Source organism: Nonomuraea cypriaca (assembly GCF_015645445.1).
GTDB lineage: Bacteria > Actinomycetota > Actinomycetes > Streptosporangiales > Streptosporangiaceae > Nonomuraea > Nonomuraea cypriaca.
Genome location: NZ_JADOGI010000229.1, coordinates 1 through 16,611, shown reverse-complemented (window position 1 = coordinate 16,611; position 16,611 = coordinate 1). Strand labels below are relative to the sequence as shown.

At 72.5% G+C, this 16,611-nt stretch carries 15 protein-coding genes and 3 pseudogenes; 12 read left to right on the top strand and 6 right to left on the bottom strand.

Annotated features, from left to right (window positions below; translation table 11 throughout):
• The 5 genes and pseudogenes from ITP53_RS45070 to ITP53_RS45050 all read left to right on the top strand — a co-directional run.
• Positions 1–381: pseudogene (locus ITP53_RS45070) on the top strand (MFS transporter); the annotation flags it as partial.
• A gap of 270 nt (positions 382–651) precedes the next feature.
• Positions 652–1,623, top strand: coding sequence for a small ribosomal subunit Rsm22 family protein (locus ITP53_RS45065; RefSeq protein ID WP_195901620.1), 972 nt, complete (start codon positions 652–654; stop codon positions 1,621–1,623).
• A gap of 45 nt (positions 1,624–1,668) precedes the next feature.
• Positions 1,669–2,448: a polyprenyl diphosphate synthase gene (uppS, locus tag ITP53_RS45060; RefSeq protein ID WP_195901619.1), complete on the top strand. Its 780-nt coding sequence runs from the start codon at positions 1,669–1,671 to the stop codon at positions 2,446–2,448.
• 153 nt (positions 2,449–2,601) lie between these two features.
• Entirely contained in the window at positions 2,602–3,369 is a 768-nt protein-coding gene (locus ITP53_RS45055) for a GNAT family N-acetyltransferase (RefSeq protein WP_195901618.1), read from the top strand.
• 43 nt (positions 3,370–3,412) lie between these two features.
• Entirely contained in the window at positions 3,413–4,309 is an 897-nt protein-coding gene (locus tag ITP53_RS45050; RefSeq protein ID WP_195901617.1) for a pentapeptide repeat-containing protein, read from the top strand.
• Between the two features lie 13 nt (positions 4,310–4,322).
• Here ITP53_RS45050 and ITP53_RS45045 read toward each other — a convergent pair whose 3' ends face one another.
• Entirely contained in the window at positions 4,323–4,826 is a 504-nt protein-coding gene (locus ITP53_RS45045) for a MarR family winged helix-turn-helix transcriptional regulator (RefSeq protein WP_195901616.1), read from the bottom strand.
• A 49-nt stretch (positions 4,827–4,875) separates the two neighbouring features.
• Here ITP53_RS45045 and ITP53_RS45040 point away from each other — a divergent pair.
• The 3 genes and pseudogenes from ITP53_RS45040 to ITP53_RS45030 all read left to right on the top strand — a co-directional run.
• Positions 4,876–5,139, top strand: a pseudogene (locus tag ITP53_RS45040) (EamA family transporter); the annotation flags it as partial.
• Between the two features lie 122 nt (positions 5,140–5,261).
• Entirely contained in the window at positions 5,262–6,125 is an 864-nt protein-coding gene (locus ITP53_RS45035) for an SMP-30/gluconolactonase/LRE family protein (protein WP_195901615.1), read from the top strand.
• A 74-nt stretch (positions 6,126–6,199) separates the two neighbouring features.
• Positions 6,200–6,724 (top strand): FBP domain-containing protein, encoded by a 525-nt coding sequence (locus ITP53_RS45030; protein WP_195901614.1) that lies wholly within the window; start codon positions 6,200–6,202, stop codon positions 6,722–6,724.
• Between the two features lie 300 nt (positions 6,725–7,024).
• On the opposite strand, the gene ITP53_RS45025 is transcribed toward ITP53_RS45030, so the two are convergent.
• Positions 7,025–7,825, bottom strand: a complete 801-nt coding sequence (locus ITP53_RS45025) for a TetR/AcrR family transcriptional regulator (protein WP_236051907.1) — start codon at positions 7,823–7,825, stop codon at positions 7,025–7,027.
• Here ITP53_RS45025 and ITP53_RS45020 point away from each other — a divergent pair.
• A complete protein-coding gene (locus ITP53_RS45020) occupies positions 7,806–8,960 on the top strand; it encodes a cytochrome P450 family protein (protein WP_328817848.1) in 1,155 nt (384 codons plus the stop codon). The two genes, ITP53_RS45025 and ITP53_RS45020, sit on opposite strands and share 20 nt — an antisense overlap.
• Before the next feature lie 70 nt (positions 8,961–9,030).
• Here ITP53_RS45020 and ITP53_RS45015 read toward each other — a convergent pair whose 3' ends face one another.
• The gene (locus ITP53_RS45015) at positions 9,031–9,402 is read right to left on the bottom strand and encodes a winged helix-turn-helix transcriptional regulator (RefSeq protein WP_328817846.1); all 372 of its coding nucleotides are present in this window, start codon (positions 9,400–9,402) and stop codon (positions 9,031–9,033) included.
• Between the two features lie 230 nt (positions 9,403–9,632).
• Here ITP53_RS45015 and ITP53_RS45010 point away from each other — a divergent pair, with 230 nt between their 5' ends.
• Entirely contained in the window at positions 9,633–10,430 is a 798-nt protein-coding gene (locus ITP53_RS45010; RefSeq protein WP_195901612.1) for a putative protein N(5)-glutamine methyltransferase, read from the top strand.
• 44 nt (positions 10,431–10,474) lie between these two features.
• Here ITP53_RS45010 and ITP53_RS45005 read toward each other — a convergent pair whose 3' ends face one another.
• Positions 10,475–10,963: a DUF5946 family protein gene (locus ITP53_RS45005; RefSeq protein WP_195901611.1), complete on the bottom strand. Its 489-nt coding sequence runs from the start codon at positions 10,961–10,963 to the stop codon at positions 10,475–10,477.
• Between the two features lie 108 nt (positions 10,964–11,071).
• On the opposite strand from ITP53_RS45005, the gene ITP53_RS45000 reads away from it, so the two are divergent.
• The gene (locus ITP53_RS45000) at positions 11,072–11,689 is read left to right on the top strand and encodes a TetR/AcrR family transcriptional regulator C-terminal domain-containing protein (RefSeq protein ID WP_195901610.1); all 618 of its coding nucleotides are present in this window, start codon (positions 11,072–11,074) and stop codon (positions 11,687–11,689) included.
• Positions 11,690–11,995: 306 nt separating this feature from the next.
• Positions 11,996–13,090 (top strand): esterase-like activity of phytase family protein, encoded by a 1,095-nt coding sequence (locus ITP53_RS44995; protein WP_328817842.1) that lies wholly within the window; start codon positions 11,996–11,998, stop codon positions 13,088–13,090.
• Positions 13,091–13,250: 160 nt separating this feature from the next.
• Here the strand turns inward: ITP53_RS44995 and ITP53_RS44990 are convergent, their stop codons facing one another.
• Both ITP53_RS44990 and ITP53_RS44985 read right to left on the bottom strand, forming a co-directional pair.
• On the bottom strand, positions 13,251–16,154 hold the full coding sequence (locus tag ITP53_RS44990; RefSeq protein WP_195901608.1) for a pyridoxamine 5'-phosphate oxidase family protein: 2,904 nt from the start codon (positions 16,152–16,154) through the stop codon (positions 13,251–13,253).
• A pseudogene (locus ITP53_RS44985) lies at positions 16,151–16,611 on the bottom strand (hypothetical protein); the annotation flags it as partial. The pseudogene ITP53_RS44985 and the gene ITP53_RS44990, both read right to left, overlap by 4 nt.

Below are 16,611 nucleotides of genomic sequence, written 5' to 3'. Positions count from 1 at the left end.
GGCCGGTTGCTGGCCAGGTTCGGGGCGACGGCGCTGTTGCGGACCGGGCTGCTGATCGAGGCCGGCACCCACGCGGCGCTCGCCGCCACCACCGTGCCCTGGGTCGCCGCGGCGGTCCTGGCGGTGTTCGGGGTTCACGCGATGGTGTGGGGCGTCATCGTGTCGACGCTGCGGCAGCGGGCCGTGCCCGCCGGGCTGCTGGGCCGGGTCGGCAGCGTGAACTCGTTGTTCGACGTCGGGGGCGCGGCCGTCGGGTCGTTGCTCGCGGGTCTGGTCGCGCAGGCGTTGACGATCACGGCGCCGTACTGGATCGCCGCCGCCGTCATGATCGCCATCACCACAGCCGCCTGGCACCCCCTCGCCCGGGCCCGCAACCTGTAACCCGCCCCCGCGCCCCAGGACCAGCATGTCCTGCGTCCTGCGTCCTGCGACCTGGGACCCGCGCAGACGTGCTCGGCCGGTGCGCGGACCAGTCGCCGGCCACCGTGGTCACCTGGGGCCTGGGGGCCGCCCGGGGCCCGCGCATCCGCGAGTGTCCGGACCCGCGTGAGACTACGCCCGCCGCTGCCCCGGCCCTCAGCCGTTGCCACTCCGAGGTGTCGTCATGACCTCGCCCCGCCACCACATCCCCCTCCAGACGAAAGACCGGCCATGCTGCCCGATGACCTCAGGACCGCCCTGGACCAGGTCCTGTCCCGCTACTCCCCGCACGACCTGTCCCGCTCGGTGGCCCTGCTCACCGAGCGCTACCGCGCCGGCCACTCCGCCGAGGGCGCTCACCTGCGGACCGAGGCCGACATCGCCGCGTACGCCGCGTACCGGATGCCCGCGACCTACGCCGCCGCCGTGACGGCCATGCGCCAGGCGGCGGCGCTGACGCCGGGTTTCGCGCCGAGGACCCACCTCGACGCGGGCGGCGGCACCGGGGCGGCCATCTGGGCGGCGTCCCAGATCTGGCCGTCCCTGCGGCACGTCACCGTCGTGGAACGTGACCCCGACGTCATCGACCTGGGCAAACGCCTGGCCCGTACGTCGCCCGCCCTGCGCGGCGCCACCTGGCGGCACGCCTCACTCCGGCCCGGCATGGGCCGCCCCGCCGCCGACCTGGTCACCATGTCGTACGCGCTGGGCGAGCTCCGGGAGGCCGACCGACCCGAGATCGTCCGCTGGCTGGCGGCGCGGGCCGCCATGGTGCTCGTCGTCGAGCCCGGCACCCCGGCCGGTCACGCGGTGATCTGCGCCGCCAGGGACGTACTGGCCGCCGACGGCATGAACATCGTCGCGCCCTGCCCCCACGACGGCCCCTGCCCGATCGTGCCCGGCCGCGACTGGTGCCACTTCTCCGTCAGGCTCCCCAGGTCGGCCCTGCACCGCCGCGTCAAGGACGCCACCCTGAGCTTCGAGGACGAGAAGTTCTCGTACGTGGCCGCCACGGCGGACCGCCGGCCCCGCGCCGGCGCCCGGATCCTGCGCCATCCGCGCAAACGCAAGGGCATGGTGTCCCTGCGCCTGTGCACCGAGGAGAACGAGATCCGCGACGTGGTCGTCACCAAGCGGCAAGGCGACCTCTACCGGCAGGCCAGGGACGCCGGCTGGGGAGACCGGTGGCCGCGGGCGGAATGAGGCAAATGCTCACGCCGTTCGCCCGGCCAGGCCATCCTTAGGAGAATGCTGACGTCTGATCTTCTTCACGCCCTGTACGCCCGCCGCCTGCGCCGCCAGATCACCGCCGGCCCGCTCCCCGCGCACGTCGGCCTCATCATGGACGGCAACCGGCGCTGGGCCAGGCAGAAGGGCATGTCCAACCCGAGCCTCGGCCACAAGTACGGCGCCGAGCACATCGAGCACGTGCTGTCGTGGTGCGAGGGTCTCGGCATCAAGCACGTGACCGTGTTCCTGTGCTCGACGGAGAACCTCCAGCGCCGCGGCGACGAGGAGGTCGCCTTCCTGTTGCGGGTGATCGAGCAGATGGTCACCGACCGGCTCGATCGGCCGGACGCCCGCTGGCAGGTGCACGTCGCCGGGCTGCTCGACATGCTGCCCGACACCACCGCCCGCGTGCTCAAGAACGCCGTCGAGGCGACCCGCGAGTGCGCCACCGGCTTCCACCTCACCCTGGCCATCGGGTACGGCGGCCGCCAGGAGGTGATCGACGCCCTCCGCGAACTGCTGCACGAGCGGGCCGAGGCCGGGCAATCCATGCTGGAGCTGGCCGCCACGCTGACGGCCGACGACATCGCCAGGCACCTCTACACGGCCGGGCAGCCCGACCCCGACCTGGTCATCCGCACCAGCGGCGAACAGCGCATGTCCAACTTCCTGCTCTGGCAGTCCGCCTACTCGGAGCTGTACTTCTGCGAGGCGTACTGGCCGGCGTTCCGCGAGATCGACTTCCTGCGCGCGCTGCGGAGCTTCGGCGCCAGGCAGCGGCGCTTCGGCGGCGGCTGACCGGCCGGCAAGCGGCTGCACTCGGCAAGCGGATGACCCGGCAAGCGGACCCGGCAAGCGGATGACCCGGCAAGCGGCTGATCGGGCGGTAAGCGGCTGATCAGCCGGTAAATCCGGTTGCCGGAGGGCGGGCGCGGATGCTGAGGTGGCCCGATGGATCGTGACGAGGTGCTGGCGGAGTTCGACAGGCAACTGCGGCGGGCGGCCCGCCCCGACGGCCCAGGGGCCAGGATCGAGCAGGCCGGGGACGTGGTCCGCCAGGTCGCACCCCAACACGGCTGGAACGGAGTCCTCTGGTCGGGCCTCGACGACGACGGCGCGGACGCGGCCATCGCCGAGCAGGTCGGCTACTTCGGCGGGCTGGGCAGGCCGTTCGAGTGGAAGCTCTACGCCCACGACCGGCCGGACGACCTCGGCCGCCGCCTCCTGGCCGCCGGGTTCACCGCCGAGCCCGCAGAGACCGTCATGGCCGGGTGGATCGCCGCCCTGGCGGTGGACGGCCCGCCGCCCGGCGGCGTGCGCCTGGCAGGGGTGACCGACCAGGCCGGGGTGGAGCTGATGGCCCGCGTGCACGAGCGCGCCTTCGGCACCCCCGGCGAACATCTCAGGCGGCGCCTGCTCGACCAGCTCGCCGCCGGCACCCTCGTCGCGGTCGTGGCCATGGCCGGCGACGTGCCGGTGAGCGCGGCCCGCATGGACGTGCACCCGGGCAGCCGGTTCGCGAGCCTGTGGGGCGGCGGGACCGTGCCGGAGTGGCGCGGCCGCGGCCTCTACCGCGCGCTGGTCGCCTACCGGGCCCGCCTGGCGGCCGCGCGCGGCTACGAGTTCCTGCAGGTCGACGCCTCCAGTGAGAGCCGGCCCATCCTGGCGCGGCTCGGGTTCGAGGCGCTCACCACGACGACGCCGTACGTCCACGGGTGACTATCCTTGATCCGACCGCACCCACCGTGAGGAGAGCACCCCTTTGCCCGGAACGAACCCGCGCGAGCTCGGCCTGCTGGCCGACTGCGAGAGCTGCTTCGGGCTGTGCTGCGTGGCGCTGCCCTTCTCGGCCTCGGCCGACTTCGCCGCGGACAAGGACGCCGGGCAGCCGTGCCACAACCTGCGCGACGACTTCCGGTGCTCCATCCACGCCCAGCTCAGGCAGCGCGGCTATCCCGGCTGCACCGTGTTCGACTGCTTCGGCGCGGGACAGAAGGTCTCCCAGGTCACGTACGAGGGCAGGAGCTGGCGGCAGGAGCCGGGGACGGCCGGGCAGATGTACGCGGTGTTCGCGATCATGCGGCAGCTGCACGAGCTGCTGTGGTATCTGGCGGAGGCGCTGACCCTGGAGGCCGCCGCGCCGGTCCACGCCGGCCTGCGCCGGGCGCTCGACGAGACCGAGCTGCTCACCCGCCGCGGCGCCGGCGAGCTGGAGCGGCTCGACGTGGCGGCGCACCGCGCCGGGGTCAACACCCTGCTGCTGCGTGCGAGTGAGCTGGTGCGGGCCGGGCAACGGGGCAAGGACCGCAGGGGCGCCGACCTGATCGGGGTCAGGCTCAGGGGCGCCGGTCTGCGGGCGGCGGACCTGCGCGGGGCGTACCTGATCGGGGCCGATCTGCGGGGTGCGGACCTGCGGCAGGCCGATCTGATCGGGGCGGACCTGCGGGGGGCCGACCTGGCGGGGGCCGACCTCACCGGCGCGTTCTTCCTCACCCAGGCCCAGCTCAACGCCGCAAAGGGCGACGCCGCGACCCGGCTACCCGCCGCCCTCACCCGTCCCGCGCACTGGCTGGCGGGAGACGGTCGCCGCGGCGACCCGGGAGCCCAGGAAGGTCCCAGGAGGGCCGGAAAAGGCCGGCGACCACGCCGCCGGCGCTGACCAATGTGACGGCTCAGGTGGGGCCGGGGGTGTCGCCCAGCGATTCCAGCAGGTCGCGCAGGGTGGCCGCCAGCGCGTCCCGCCGCTCCCGGGTCAGCCCGGACAACACCCGCTCCTCCGTCGCCACGTGATCCGGCAGCGCCCGTTCGATCAGGGCGTATCCCTCGTCGGTCAGTGTCACGTACACCCCGCGCCCGTCGGACTCGCTGGGCGTGCGGGTCACGAGGCCGCGCGCCTCCAGCCGGTCGAGTCGCTGAGTGATCGCACCCGAGGTCACCATGGACGAGCGCATCAGCTCGGCGGGCGTCAGGCGGTGCGGCGGATCGTTGCGGCGCAGCGTGGCCAGTACGTCGAACGAGGCCGAGTCCAGCTCGTGCGTGGCGAAGGTCCGGCGCAGCTCCGCGTTGATCAGCTGCGACAACCGGGAGAGCCGCCCGATCACCCCCATCGGGGAGACGTCCAGGTCAGGACGCTGCGCGTGCCATTGCTCAAGGATGAGATCGACGTGATCGGCCATGCCTTCAGCCTAGCGATGTCTTAGCGGTGAGGTATATAACTGGCGAAATAGCTTAGCGCTGAGATACTTTGGATCCGCCCTCGCCTACGCCCTGTGGTTCAGGGGCCTGCGGATGTTGTCGGCCACCGAGGTGACGTTCCTGGGCCTGCTCAGCCCCGTGGTCGCCACCGCGCTCGGCTGGCTCGTGCTCGGTCAGGAGCTCACCGCGGCCCAGGTGCTCGGCGCGCTCATCGTGCTCGCCGCCCTCATCGCGGCCCAGATCCGCCCCGCCCCGCTCCCCACCCCGCGGATCCTCGCAGGAAAGGAATCCTGACCATGCTCCTGACCGCTGACGCGGCCGGACGGCGTCGACGTCAACGGGCGGCGCGGCTGACCTCCGGCCGATTCTGGGAGCATGATCGGTGGATCATCCCTCCGACCGCCAAGGAGATCGGCATGAGCATCACCCCGTACACCGTGACCGGGCCCGTCGCCGAGCACGGCGAGGGCCCCGTGTGGTCCGGCACGTGGGGCGGGCTGCGCTGGGTCGACATGCTGGCCGGCGACGTGCTCGCGCTCGACCCCCAGGGCACGGTACGCCGCCGCCACGTCGGTCCGCTGGCCGCCGTCGTACGCCCCCGCGCCTCCGGCGGCTACCTGGTCGCGTCCGAACGCGAGCTGCTGCTGGCCGACACGGACGACCTCGACGCCCCGCTGCGCTCCCTGGGCGAGGCGTGGAACGACCCCGCCATCCGGATGAACGAGGGCGGCTGCGACCCCGCCGGCCGCTTCTACATCGGCAGCATGGCCTACGACGAGAGCCCCGGCCGCGGCTCGTTCTACGTGGCCGAGCCCGGCGGCGCGCTGCGCGTGGTGCTGCCAGGGGTGACGATCTCCAACGGGTTCGACTTCAGCCCGGACGGGAGCCGCGCCTACTACGCCGACACCGCGACCGGCCGGGTGGACGTGCTCGACTACGACCCTGACGCCGGGCTCACCGGCCGCCGCCCGTTCGCCGTCGTCGATCCCGCGCGGGGGGCTCCCGACGGGCTGACCGTCGACGCCGAGGGCGGGGTGTGGGTGGCGCTGTGGGCCGGCGGGGCCGTGCACCGCTACGACCCCGCCGGCCGCCTGGACGCCGTCGTCGGCCTGCCCGTGCGGAAGGTCACCGCGGTGACGTTCGGCGGCGAGGACCTCGACCGGCTGTTCATCACCACGTCCGCGCTGGACGTCGACCGGGCCGAGCAGCCCGACGCGGGCGCCCTCTTCGCGGCCGACCCCGGCGTACGCGGCCGCCCGGTGCTGCCGACGACCCTCTGACCAGCGGCGGAAACTCTTTTGCGCCCATAAGCTAGGGCTTCTAGGCTGAAACCTAGTCTATCTAGGAAAGAGCCATGAACCCCATCACCGAACGAGACATCCGCACCTCCTTCGTCAACTGCTCCAAGGGTGAGGCCCGCAGGCTCGGCGTGCCCCGCGACCTCGCCGCGGCGCCCTGGCCGGACCTCGACTTCCTGGGCTGGCGCGACCCGGGCGCCCATGAACGCGCCTACCTGGTGGCCGAGCGCGACGGCGGCCTCGTCGGCGTCGCCCTGCGCCTGGCCTCGGACGTACGCAGGAGCTTCACCAAGAGCACGCTCTGCTCGGTCTGCGTGACGCCGCACGCCGGCACCGGGGTGGCCCTGTTCGCCGCGTCCAGGGCAGGCGCGGCCGGCCGCCAGGGCAACACGGTGGGCGCGTACATGTGCGCCGACCTGGACTGCTCGCTCTACGTGCGCGGAAAGAAGCAGACGGAGCTGGGCGTGCGGTTCGAGTCGCTCAGTGTCGCCGAACGGATCGCCCGTGCCGCGGCCAACCTGGACGCCTTCCTGGACCGGGTACTCGACGACACCCTGGCGGGCGTTCAGCGGCCGGCGTGACGGTTGGTGGGGGCGACGCCCAGCTCGCGCCCGCGGACGGGAAGGGCCGCCTGCGGCGTCGACCGGCCCCAGCGGCTCCGCGGCCGCCGGACGGGCGGGCGGCGGGCGGCTGGGCTCCGGCGTGAACGTCGCCCAAGACTTGGACCGCCGATGCCCGCCCCGCGGTTCCATCGAGATCCAAAACGGTGCCGTCCCTTTTGTTCCAGCCCTGGACACCCGGCTCCTTGTCCCAGCCTTGGACACACGGCTCTTTGTCCCAGCCCTAGTCACCCGGCTCGCCGTCGGTCTCCCAGACCGGCATCAGCCGGGGCCGGAGGCGGGGGTGTGGGAGGCGGCGGCGTGGCAGGCGCCGAAGCCGTCGGCGCGCAGCACGATCCGGCCCGCCCGCACCCGGACGGCCGTCTCCGTGCCGTCGCCCGCGTCCGTCACCCCGGCGGCCGCCGCCAGCTCGCCCGACTCGTCGTACACCAGCCGCAGCCGGGGCCACGCCGCACGCGGGAACACCGGCCGCAGGCAGGTGCCCAGATCGGCGACGACCAGCCGGGCCAGCGGGAAAAGCTCCGCGGGCGCGCCGGTCACGACGACGGCGGTGACCTCGGCACCGGGTGGCGCCGCGCGCACCGCCTCCTCCGCGGCAGAGAGCCGATGCAGGCCCAGCACCGCCACGACCCCGTCACGGGTGAGCGGCGCGGTGTCGCCGGTGATCGCGTCCACCGCCGCCGACGGCGACCACGGCTCGTCGGCGGCCTCCACCCGGGGGATCATGGGTGCCACCGACCACCGGTCGCCCAGGTCCAGCTCAGCGAGCCCCTCGCACACGCGTACGACGTTGAACGGCTCTACGAACCCCGGCGCCGCGGCCGCCATCTGCCCGGCCCCGTGCAGGACCGTCAGCGCGGCCTCGGCCAGCCGCACGAGCCGCCCGTCCGGCGTGCGCGGCGGCCGCAGCCGCTCCAGCGCGAGCCCGAGCAGCACCGCGTTCAGCTTCATGAGCTGCGCGTACGGCCGGCGCGTGAGCTCGTCGGCGAGGATCTCCGGCATCAGGTCCATGCCGAGCCTGCTCGGGGCGTGCTCGTCCTCCGTGCTGGCGGATCCGTTCACCGCGTTCACGGAGGCCAGAGAGCAGTCGCCGGTGGCGCGGCTGGTGGCACCCGGGTACGCGTTCTGGGCCGTGACCCGGCACGAGGAGGCCAGAGCGCTGCTGACCGACCCCCGGCTGCGCACCAACGAGAACACCTTCATGCTCCGTCCCGACGTACCGGAGCACTGCCTGAAGTACATGCGGACGATGTCCGAGATGAACGGGGCCGAGCACCTGCGGCTGCGCAGGCTGGTGGCGCCCGCGTTCACCCCGCGCAAGGCCGCCGAGTTCGCGCCGCGGATCGAGCGGATCGTCGAAGGACTGCTCGACGAGCTGACGGAGCACCTGGCCGAGGACGGCACGGTCGACCTGCTGGCGCACTTCGCCCGGCCGATGCCGATGGAGGTCATCTGCGAACTGGCCGGCATTCCGGCCGTTGATCGCACCCGATGGCGCGAGATGGGCGCCGCCGTCGCGGCCGGGCACGGCGACAAGTACCGTGACGCGATCCCGGGGGTCATGGAAGGCGCGGAGGCGGCCGTCGCCCGTGGCAGGACCGCGCCGGGCGACGACCTGATCTCGGAGCTGGCCCGCATCCAGCAGGAGGACGGGGACCGGCTCAGCGAGGACGAGCTGGTCACGCTGGTGTGGACGCTCGTCGTCGCCGGCCAGACGCCCACCAACCTCATCGCCAACGCCGTGGCGGCGCTGCTCGGCCACCGTGAGCAACTGGCCGGGCTCCGCGCCGACCCCGCGCTCATGCCGCGCGCCGTCGAGGAGCTGATGCGCTGGTGCGGGCCGCAACTGCTGACCTTCCCCCGCTTCGCCACGGAGGACGTCGAGATCGGCGGCGTACTCGTGCCCAAGGGCGAGCCCGTGGTCGCCTCGATCGCCTCCGCCAACAGGGATCCGCGGGTGTTCGACGAGCCCGGCAGGTTCGACCTGCGGCGGGAGGCGTCGGGGCAGCTCGGGTTCGCGCATGGGGCGCACTTCTGCGCCGGGGCGCCGCTGGCCCGCGTACAGACCGGGATCGCGCTCGATGCCCTGCTGCGCCGCTTCCCCGGCCTCTCGCCAGCCGGCGAGCTCCGCCAGACCCGCGACCCGGGCACGTGGCGCTTGTCGGCCCTGCCCGTCCTCCTGCGCCCGGCCGGCTGATCGACGTGGCGCGGTTCGGCGCCGCGCCGGGTGCGCCAGGCGCGGGGGCGGCAGCGCGATGGCCGCCGTTCTATCTGGGGCGGCCTGTGTCGTCGTAGGCGGCCCTGGCTCGCTCGACCTTGCCCAGGTTCGACGACGACCACTCGGCCAGCGAGGCGAACAACGGCGCCAGGCTGAGCCCCAGCTCGCTGATCTCGTATTCCACCCGCGGCGGCACCTCCGGATGGTACGTACGCACCACCAGGCCGTCACGCTCCAACTGCCGCAGCCGCTGGGTGAGCACCTTGGGGGTGATCGTCCCGATGCGGCGCTCCAGCTCCACGAAGCGCTGGCGGCCGTACTCGTTGAGCGTCCACAGGATGGGCGTCGTCCAGCGGCTGAAGACGATGTCGACGACCGGGGCGATCGGGCACGCCTGGTCGGGGGCTGCGGTCGCGTTCACGGGACCTCCTCGCATAGTCACTTTCATCAAGATACCGACACCGGACCCGGGCGGCCCTGCACGCAGACACCCTGGCCCGTCCGCGATCAGCCGCACCTGGTACTGTTGCCGTCTCGATCGTCCTTGGGAGGTGAGACCCATTACCGCTGTGTCAAGCTGGGTGCTCCCTTCCAGCCGCCACCGGGGATAGGTGACCGCGGGAGCGCCCATGGGCATCCAGAAAGGCTCCCATGTCGGTTCATCCATCGTCCGTTCAGACCGATGACATCGTCGCGACGCTGCGCACCGCCGGGTGCGTGTTCGCCGAGGACGAGGCCCCGCTGCTCGTCTCCACGGCCGGCACACCCGCCGAGCTAGACGCCATGGTAGGGCGGAGGGCCGGCGGCGAGCCGCTCGAACACGTACTGGGCTGGGCGGAGTTCTGCGGCCTGCGGATGGTCGTCGAGCCAGGGGTGTTCGTGCCCAGGCCCCGTACCGAGTTCCTCGTCAGGCAGGCCGTCGCGCTGGCCCGCGAGGCGGGCGGAACACCCGTCGTGCTGGACATGTGCTGCGGCACTGGCGCGATGGGCGCGGCGCTTGCCGCCGAGCTGGGGCGGGCGGAGGTGCACGCCGCCGACCTCGACCCCGCCGCCGTCCGCTGCGCCCGGCGCAACCTCGCCGGCGGCCACGTCTACCAGGGCGACCTGTACGCGGCCCTGCCGGGCTCGCTACGCGGCCGGGTCGATCTGCTGATCGCCAGCCCGCCCTACGTGCCCACGGAATCGGTGGGCCTGCTGCCACCGGAGGCGCGCCTGCATGAGCCGCTGATGGCGCTCGACGGGGGCGACGACGGGCTCGACGTCGTACGCAGGGTGATCGCCGGCGCGCCCGGCTGGCTCGCGCCCGGCGGGCACCTCCTGGTGGAAACGAGCGAACGGCAAGCGGCGGGAACAGCCGAGGCCGTCTCCCGTGCCGGCCTGACGGCCCGCGTCACCGGCTCAGACGACCTGGACGCCACCGCGATCATCGGCACCCTCCAGCACACCTGACGCCCCGTGGAGGCCCTGGACCTCCCGGGCCTCCGGCCGGGGCGTCAGCTCCGGACGGACATCCAGGACTCCACGGTCGCTTCGGCAATGGCTTCGATGTGCCGTCCGTATGCCGCATGGCCGTCTGACACGAAGCTGCCGTCCCTGAACGGCATCCCGCAGAACGTGGCGCGGAAACGGCCGGGAGATCCGCCCAGCGGGAGCGGCTCGTACACCGCCAACGGCGCCATGTCGTAGCCCGGCCCTGCCCCGTGCTTGTTCCGCGCCACCTGACGAACCGCCACGCGAAGCAGCGTGTCCAGGCCCTTGTCCAAGTAGAGCTGCAGTTGGCGGAACTGGCCGTCAAGGTACTTCTGGTTCGTCCTGGAAGGATGCTGCAGGAGATACGCGCAGACCACAGGCAGGTGCCACCGGTACATCTGAGGATCATTCTGCTCTTCGGCCAGGATCGCGTGGTAATAGTCCACGCACACGCCCAGCGGTCCGGCAGTCGCACCACAGTCGCACTGATTCGCGATGGGGTCATTCGTCATGGTCTGCCAACCTAGGTGGCCGGCAAGGGCCTTGTCGACGACATTTCACCCGGGCCTCGTGTCCCCGCCGGCTCGGGTCGTTCTTTAGCGCTGTTAAGGTGTGAGGCGATGGCACAGAAGGGACTGGCGCGTGACATGGTGGTCCGCGCCGCGCTGGAGTTGCTCGACGAGGTCGGCCTGGACGGGCTTTCCGTCCGCCGTCTCGCCGCCCGCCTGGGCGTGCAGAATCCCGCGCTCTACTGGCACTTCCGCAACAAGCAGGAGTTGCTCGACGAGATGACGCGCGAGCTGCTCGCCCCCGGCATGGGCGGGCCGCGCGAGGGCGAGGACTGGCGGGACTGGCTCGCCCGCCGCGCGCACGGCTACCGGCGGATGCTGCTGAGCCACCGCGACGGGGCGCGGCTGGTGTCGGGGAGCGATCCGGGGCCGTCCGTCGCGCGGGGGTTCGAGGAGGAGCTCACGACGCTGGCCGGGCTCGGGTTCACGCCCGCGCAGGGACTGCACGCGATCGGTTCCATCAGTCACTACACCCTTGGGTTCGTACTGAACGAGCAGGCGCGGCGCGAGCGTCAGGCCCGCGGTGTCACCAAGGAACCGGCCGAGTACGCCGACTTCCCCCTCACGGTCGCCGGCGTCCGCGCGGGCGGGGCGCCCACGAGCGACGAGGCGTACGAGTACGGCCTGCGGCTCATCCTCGACGGCCTGGCGGCCGCCCGCTCCTCCTGATGCCGCGCGACCTGCCTGATATCGGAAGGCGGCCGGAAATGCCGGGAGCGGCTCGTCCTCCGGAATGCTGAGTTCTGCGACCGCCCTATGAGCGCTTTCGCTCTGAGCGCGTTTTTTCTCTGAACAAGTTGCCGGTCTTTAGCGGGCGACGTGCGGACATTGCGTGTTTCGCTCGCGTGGACTTCGCCGGTGATCCGCGATTTCATTTTCTCCGTCAGTTCGGTCGGCAGTCCTTTAGTGGCAGGGGACAAAATGGCTCGTTCGCGGAGAACAATGGCGATTTTCATCGCTTTCGCGGTGGCAGCGGTGAATATCGCCCAACCGGCGGCGGCGGTGGCGGCGCCTCGGGAGCCGGTGCGGATCACGCGCTTCCTGGGGGAGCAGCGGTTGCCGCACATGATGCGGTTCCAGGAGACCGCCGTGGGCGGCCTGTCGGGGATCGACCACGACCCGCGTACCGGCCGGTGGTACTTCATCTCCGACGACCGGTGGCGTTACAACCCGGCCCGCTTCTACACCGGGCGGCTCGACATCGACCCGGCGACGGGGGAGTTCGGCGGGGTGCGCGTGACCGGGGTCACGACGCTCACCAGGGCCGACGGCACGCCGTACCCGGGTTACGGCAACCCGGAGGCGGCCGACCCGGAGTCGATCAGGTTCGACCGGTGGAGCGGGCGGCTCCTGTGGGGCGACGAGGGTGATCGGCCGGACACCCGCAATCCGAGCATCCCGATCTCCCACCCGGCCGTACGCGAGATGGACCTCCAGGGGCGCCACACCGACCGGCTGCGGTTGCCGGCGAACCTGCGGCTGACCGACGTCGAGACCGGGCCCCGGCGAAACTTCGGCTTCGAAGGGCTGGCCGTGTCGGCGCGCGCGATCACCGCCGTGACCGAGGGACCGCGTTACGAGGACGGGCCGGTGCCGACCGTGGATCGCGGCTCGCCCGCCCGGCTGACCGTGTGGAGCCGCCAGGGCAGGCTACGCGGCCAGTACGCCTACCCGCTCGACCCGCTGCCCGTCGCCCCCATCCCGCCGACGGGCCACACCGACACCGGGGTGTCGGAGATCCTGCCCATCGACGGGTTCCGCTATCTCGCGCTGGAGCGGGCCTGGATCGAGGGCGTCGGCTACCGGGTCAGGCTCTACGAGATCGACCTGCGCGGCGCCACCAACGTCCTGGACAGGGACGACCTGGCCGACGGCGGCCCCTACCGCCCGGTGACCAAGCGTCTCGTCCATGACCTGGACTCCCGCACCCCGGTAGAGAACTTCGAGAGCCTGGCATGGGGGCCGCGCCTGGCCGGCGGCGAGTGCACGCTGGTGATCGGCTCGGACGACAACTTCGACCAGCGCGAGGAGACGCAGTTCCTGGCGTTCGGCGCGACAGGCTGCCGCTGACCTGATAATCCCGCCGGCCCTGGGTCGGCGGGATGCCCGTCCGGCCCCGGCGCCATGCCCGTCCGGCCTGGCCGGGGCTCCCGGCGCTCCCGGAGGTCACGAGGTACCGGGAGTTCGGTGCCGGGCATCGGCTGAGGGCCCTGCCCATGGCTTGCCGGGGCTACAAGCCGTGGATGCGGCGGCCGGTGATCTGGTGTGGGGCGACACGGATGTAGAGGTGGCGTGGGCCGCCGGCCCACGGGGTGACGTCGGCGTCGGTCACCTCGGGCAGTTCCTCCGGCGGCACATGGTGTGCCGGGCCCTGCACCAGGACGCTCCAGCCCTCCCGGTTGGTCTCGTCGATCATGTCGATCTCGAAGGCGATCATGATGTCCACCCCCTCCAGGCCCGTACGCAGGTCCTGGTCCATGGTGCCCCCAGAGGCGGTGCGGAAGACGATGTCGCCCTTGTGCAGCTTGTAGTTGACCGGCAGCACCGTCGTCCCATGCGAGCCGTTGAAGGCCACCCGCCCGATCCCCCCGGGCCCGATCAGCCGCAGGCACTCCTGGTCGTCCAGCACCTCCAGGGTCGGGTGGGCCATGGCCGGGCCGCGCCCCGGCGGGCGGTCCACGCCGCCGCCGAGCAGGTCGTCGACCGTGGTCTCCAGGGCGTCGGCCAGCCGGTAGAGGGAGCCGGTGTCCGGGGTGTCCGGGTTCTCCTCCAGATATTTCACGTACCCCGGTGACATGTCGGCCCGCTCGGCGATCTGTTCCCGGGTCAGGCCGAGGTTCTCGCGGTGGTGGATGAGGCGGCGTCCGAGATCGCCGGTGCGTGCCATGGTCGCTTCTCCTCGTGTGTACGCACGTCGTGCCGTGCCGTTGACGCGAGCCTGGTCGTGGTCGGCGTCGATGAAGATCTGGCATCCGTGGAAGCGGATCGGCATGGACAGCACGCCGAGCCTGTCGGGCACCAGCGGGTCCAGCCGCAGCCCGTCCCGGCGCAGCTCCAGGCCCAGATAGCAGCGCTGCAGCAGGTCGAGCGTGCCACCCATGGCGCCCAGGTGGATGCCTTCCGCGGTGGTGCCGCCCTGGACGTCCTTGAGGTCGCTGTAGAGGGCCTCGGTGAAGAACGCCCACGACTGCCCGCGGTTGGAGCGGGCCAGGACCCACGCGTGCACGACCGCGCTGAGCGTGGAGCCGTGGCTGGTGCGCTCCAGGTAGTAGGAGACGGTACGCGGGATCAGGCCGCGTTTGGTGGGATAGCCGAGCCGGTTCAGGATCGTGGTCAGCTCCTCGGCGGTCAGCAGGTAGCAGAGCATCAGCGTGTCCGCCTGCTTGGAGGCCTTGTAGCGGTTGACGTCGTCGCCGTCGGCCTCGAGCGCGCGGTCCAGGCGGCGTACGCCCTGGTAGCGGTCCCAGTCCAGCTCCAGCAGGTCGCCGTATCCGGTGAACTGGCTGATGACGCCGTCGTGGAAGTCGACGCGCAGGTGGCGGCTGACGTCGTCCCAGTGGGCCAGCTCGGCGTCGGATGGGGCGAAGTCGGGCGCGAGTTCGACGGTGTCGCGGGCGCGCATCAGCAGCCACACGGTCATGATGTTGGTGTAGGCGTTGTTGTTCAGGCCGGGCTCGGTGGCGCCGGGGTAGGCGTCGTGGTATTCGTCGGGGCCCATGACGCCGCGGATCTCGTACCGTTCGCCGTGGCGCACCGCGATCGAGGCGAAGAACCTGGCGATGTCGAGCAGCAGCTCGGCGCACCACGGCGGCATGGAGCCGGTGGCCAGGTAGTGCTGCCACACGTTGTACGCGATGGCCAGGCCGGCGTGCCGCTGCAGGCGGGAGCGGTCCGGCAGCCAGCGGCCCGAGGCGGGGTTGAGGTGCACCGTCTGGGTCTCCTCGCGGCCGTCGCTGCCGCTCTGCCACGGGAACATCGCGCCTTTGTGACCGGCCGCCCGGGCGGCGGCCCTGGCCTCGGGCAGGCGGCGCCAGCGGTAGCGCAGCAGGCCGACCGAGATCTCGGGGAAACGCAGGTCGAGCCAGGGCTGTACGAACAGCTCGTCCCAGAACACGTGACCCCGGTACGCCTCCCCGTGCAGCCCGCGCGCGGGCACGCCGGCGTCGAGGTCGGTGGTGTGCAGGGAGAGGGTCTGCAGCAGGTGGAAGATGTGCAGGTGAACGATCTGCGACAATTCCGGGCCGTTCACTTCGAGCCGGGCGCGCCGCCACAGCCGGGACCACGCCCTCTCGTGCTGGGCCAGCAGGTCGTCGAACCCGGGAGCGCGGCGGACGCGGCGCAGGGCCGCCGAGCGGGCGTCGTGGCTGGCGTTGTCGCGCGACGTCGTCAACGCCACGATCTTGGTGAGGCTGGCCGGCGTACCCTCGGCCAGATCCAGCACGTGGTCGCAGGTGATGTGGCCGAGGCCGCGCACCGGGCGCGTGCCGGGCGCGGCCGAGTCGATTCTGCCGGCCAGGGCCACGGTGACCCGCGAGGATCGGGTGACCGCCGTGAGCCAGGCCAGGTGGTCCTCGGAGCCGGTGGCGTGCCCGGTGAGATGGTCGCCGCGCAGGTCGCGGTAGCGGGCCACGCCCTCGTTCGCCACCCGGCCCTCCAGCGTGGCGCGCACCTGGAGCGGGCCCGACCAGTTCTCGGCGGTGAACGTGGTCTCCAGCGCGGCCAGGTACGGATCGGCCATCGACACGAGACGGCGCTGGCGCACCCGCGTGATCCGGCCCGCACCGTCGCGCCAGCGCAGCTCGCGTGCCAGCACGCCGTGGCGCATGTCCAGCTCGTGCCGGTAGAGCAGGAGATCGGCCCGTTCCGGGCGGAACCACTCGGCGTCCGGGGTGGCGAACGTCAGCGGCAGCCAGTCGGGCAGGTTGACGATGTCCTCATTGGCGATGGTACGGCCCGCGACGACCGAGTCGAGGCGGTCGTAGCAGCCGGCCACGTACGTGCCGGGGGTGCGGTGCCGACCGTCGGGCGTGGCGCCCCGGGTGGCGAAGCGGCCGTTGCCGAGCGTGCACAGCGCCTCGCGCAGGCCCTCGCCCTCGCGGTCGTAGCCTTCATAGACCAGCGTCCAGGCGTTCATCGGCGCCCCACGGGCACTCTGCCCACCACGACGACGTCGGCCAGATCGGCGACCACCTCGTCCGCCCCGGCCGCCCGCATCGCCGCCTCCTGCGCCCCGACGGTTCCACCGGCGTCCTGCTCCCGAGCGCCCGTTCCGGCCGTGGCGCCGCGTTCCGGAGGGCCGGCTCCGGCTGTGGCGGCGCGCTCCTGAGCGCCCGTTCCGGCTGTGGCGCCGCGTTCCGGAGGGCCGGCTCCGGCTGTGGCGGCGCGCTCCTGAGCGCCCGTTCCGGCTGTGGCGGTGCGTTCCGGAGGGCCGGCTCCGGCTGTGGGGGCGCGGTCTTGGGGCCCGGTTCCGATGACGGGGCCGCGCTCCTGGGAGGTGGCTCCGATGGCGGCGGCGGGCTCCCGGGGGCCCGTGGCCGTGGCGCTGGGCTCCTGCAGGCTCGTCCCGACGGCGGGGCCGGGCTCTTGGGGGG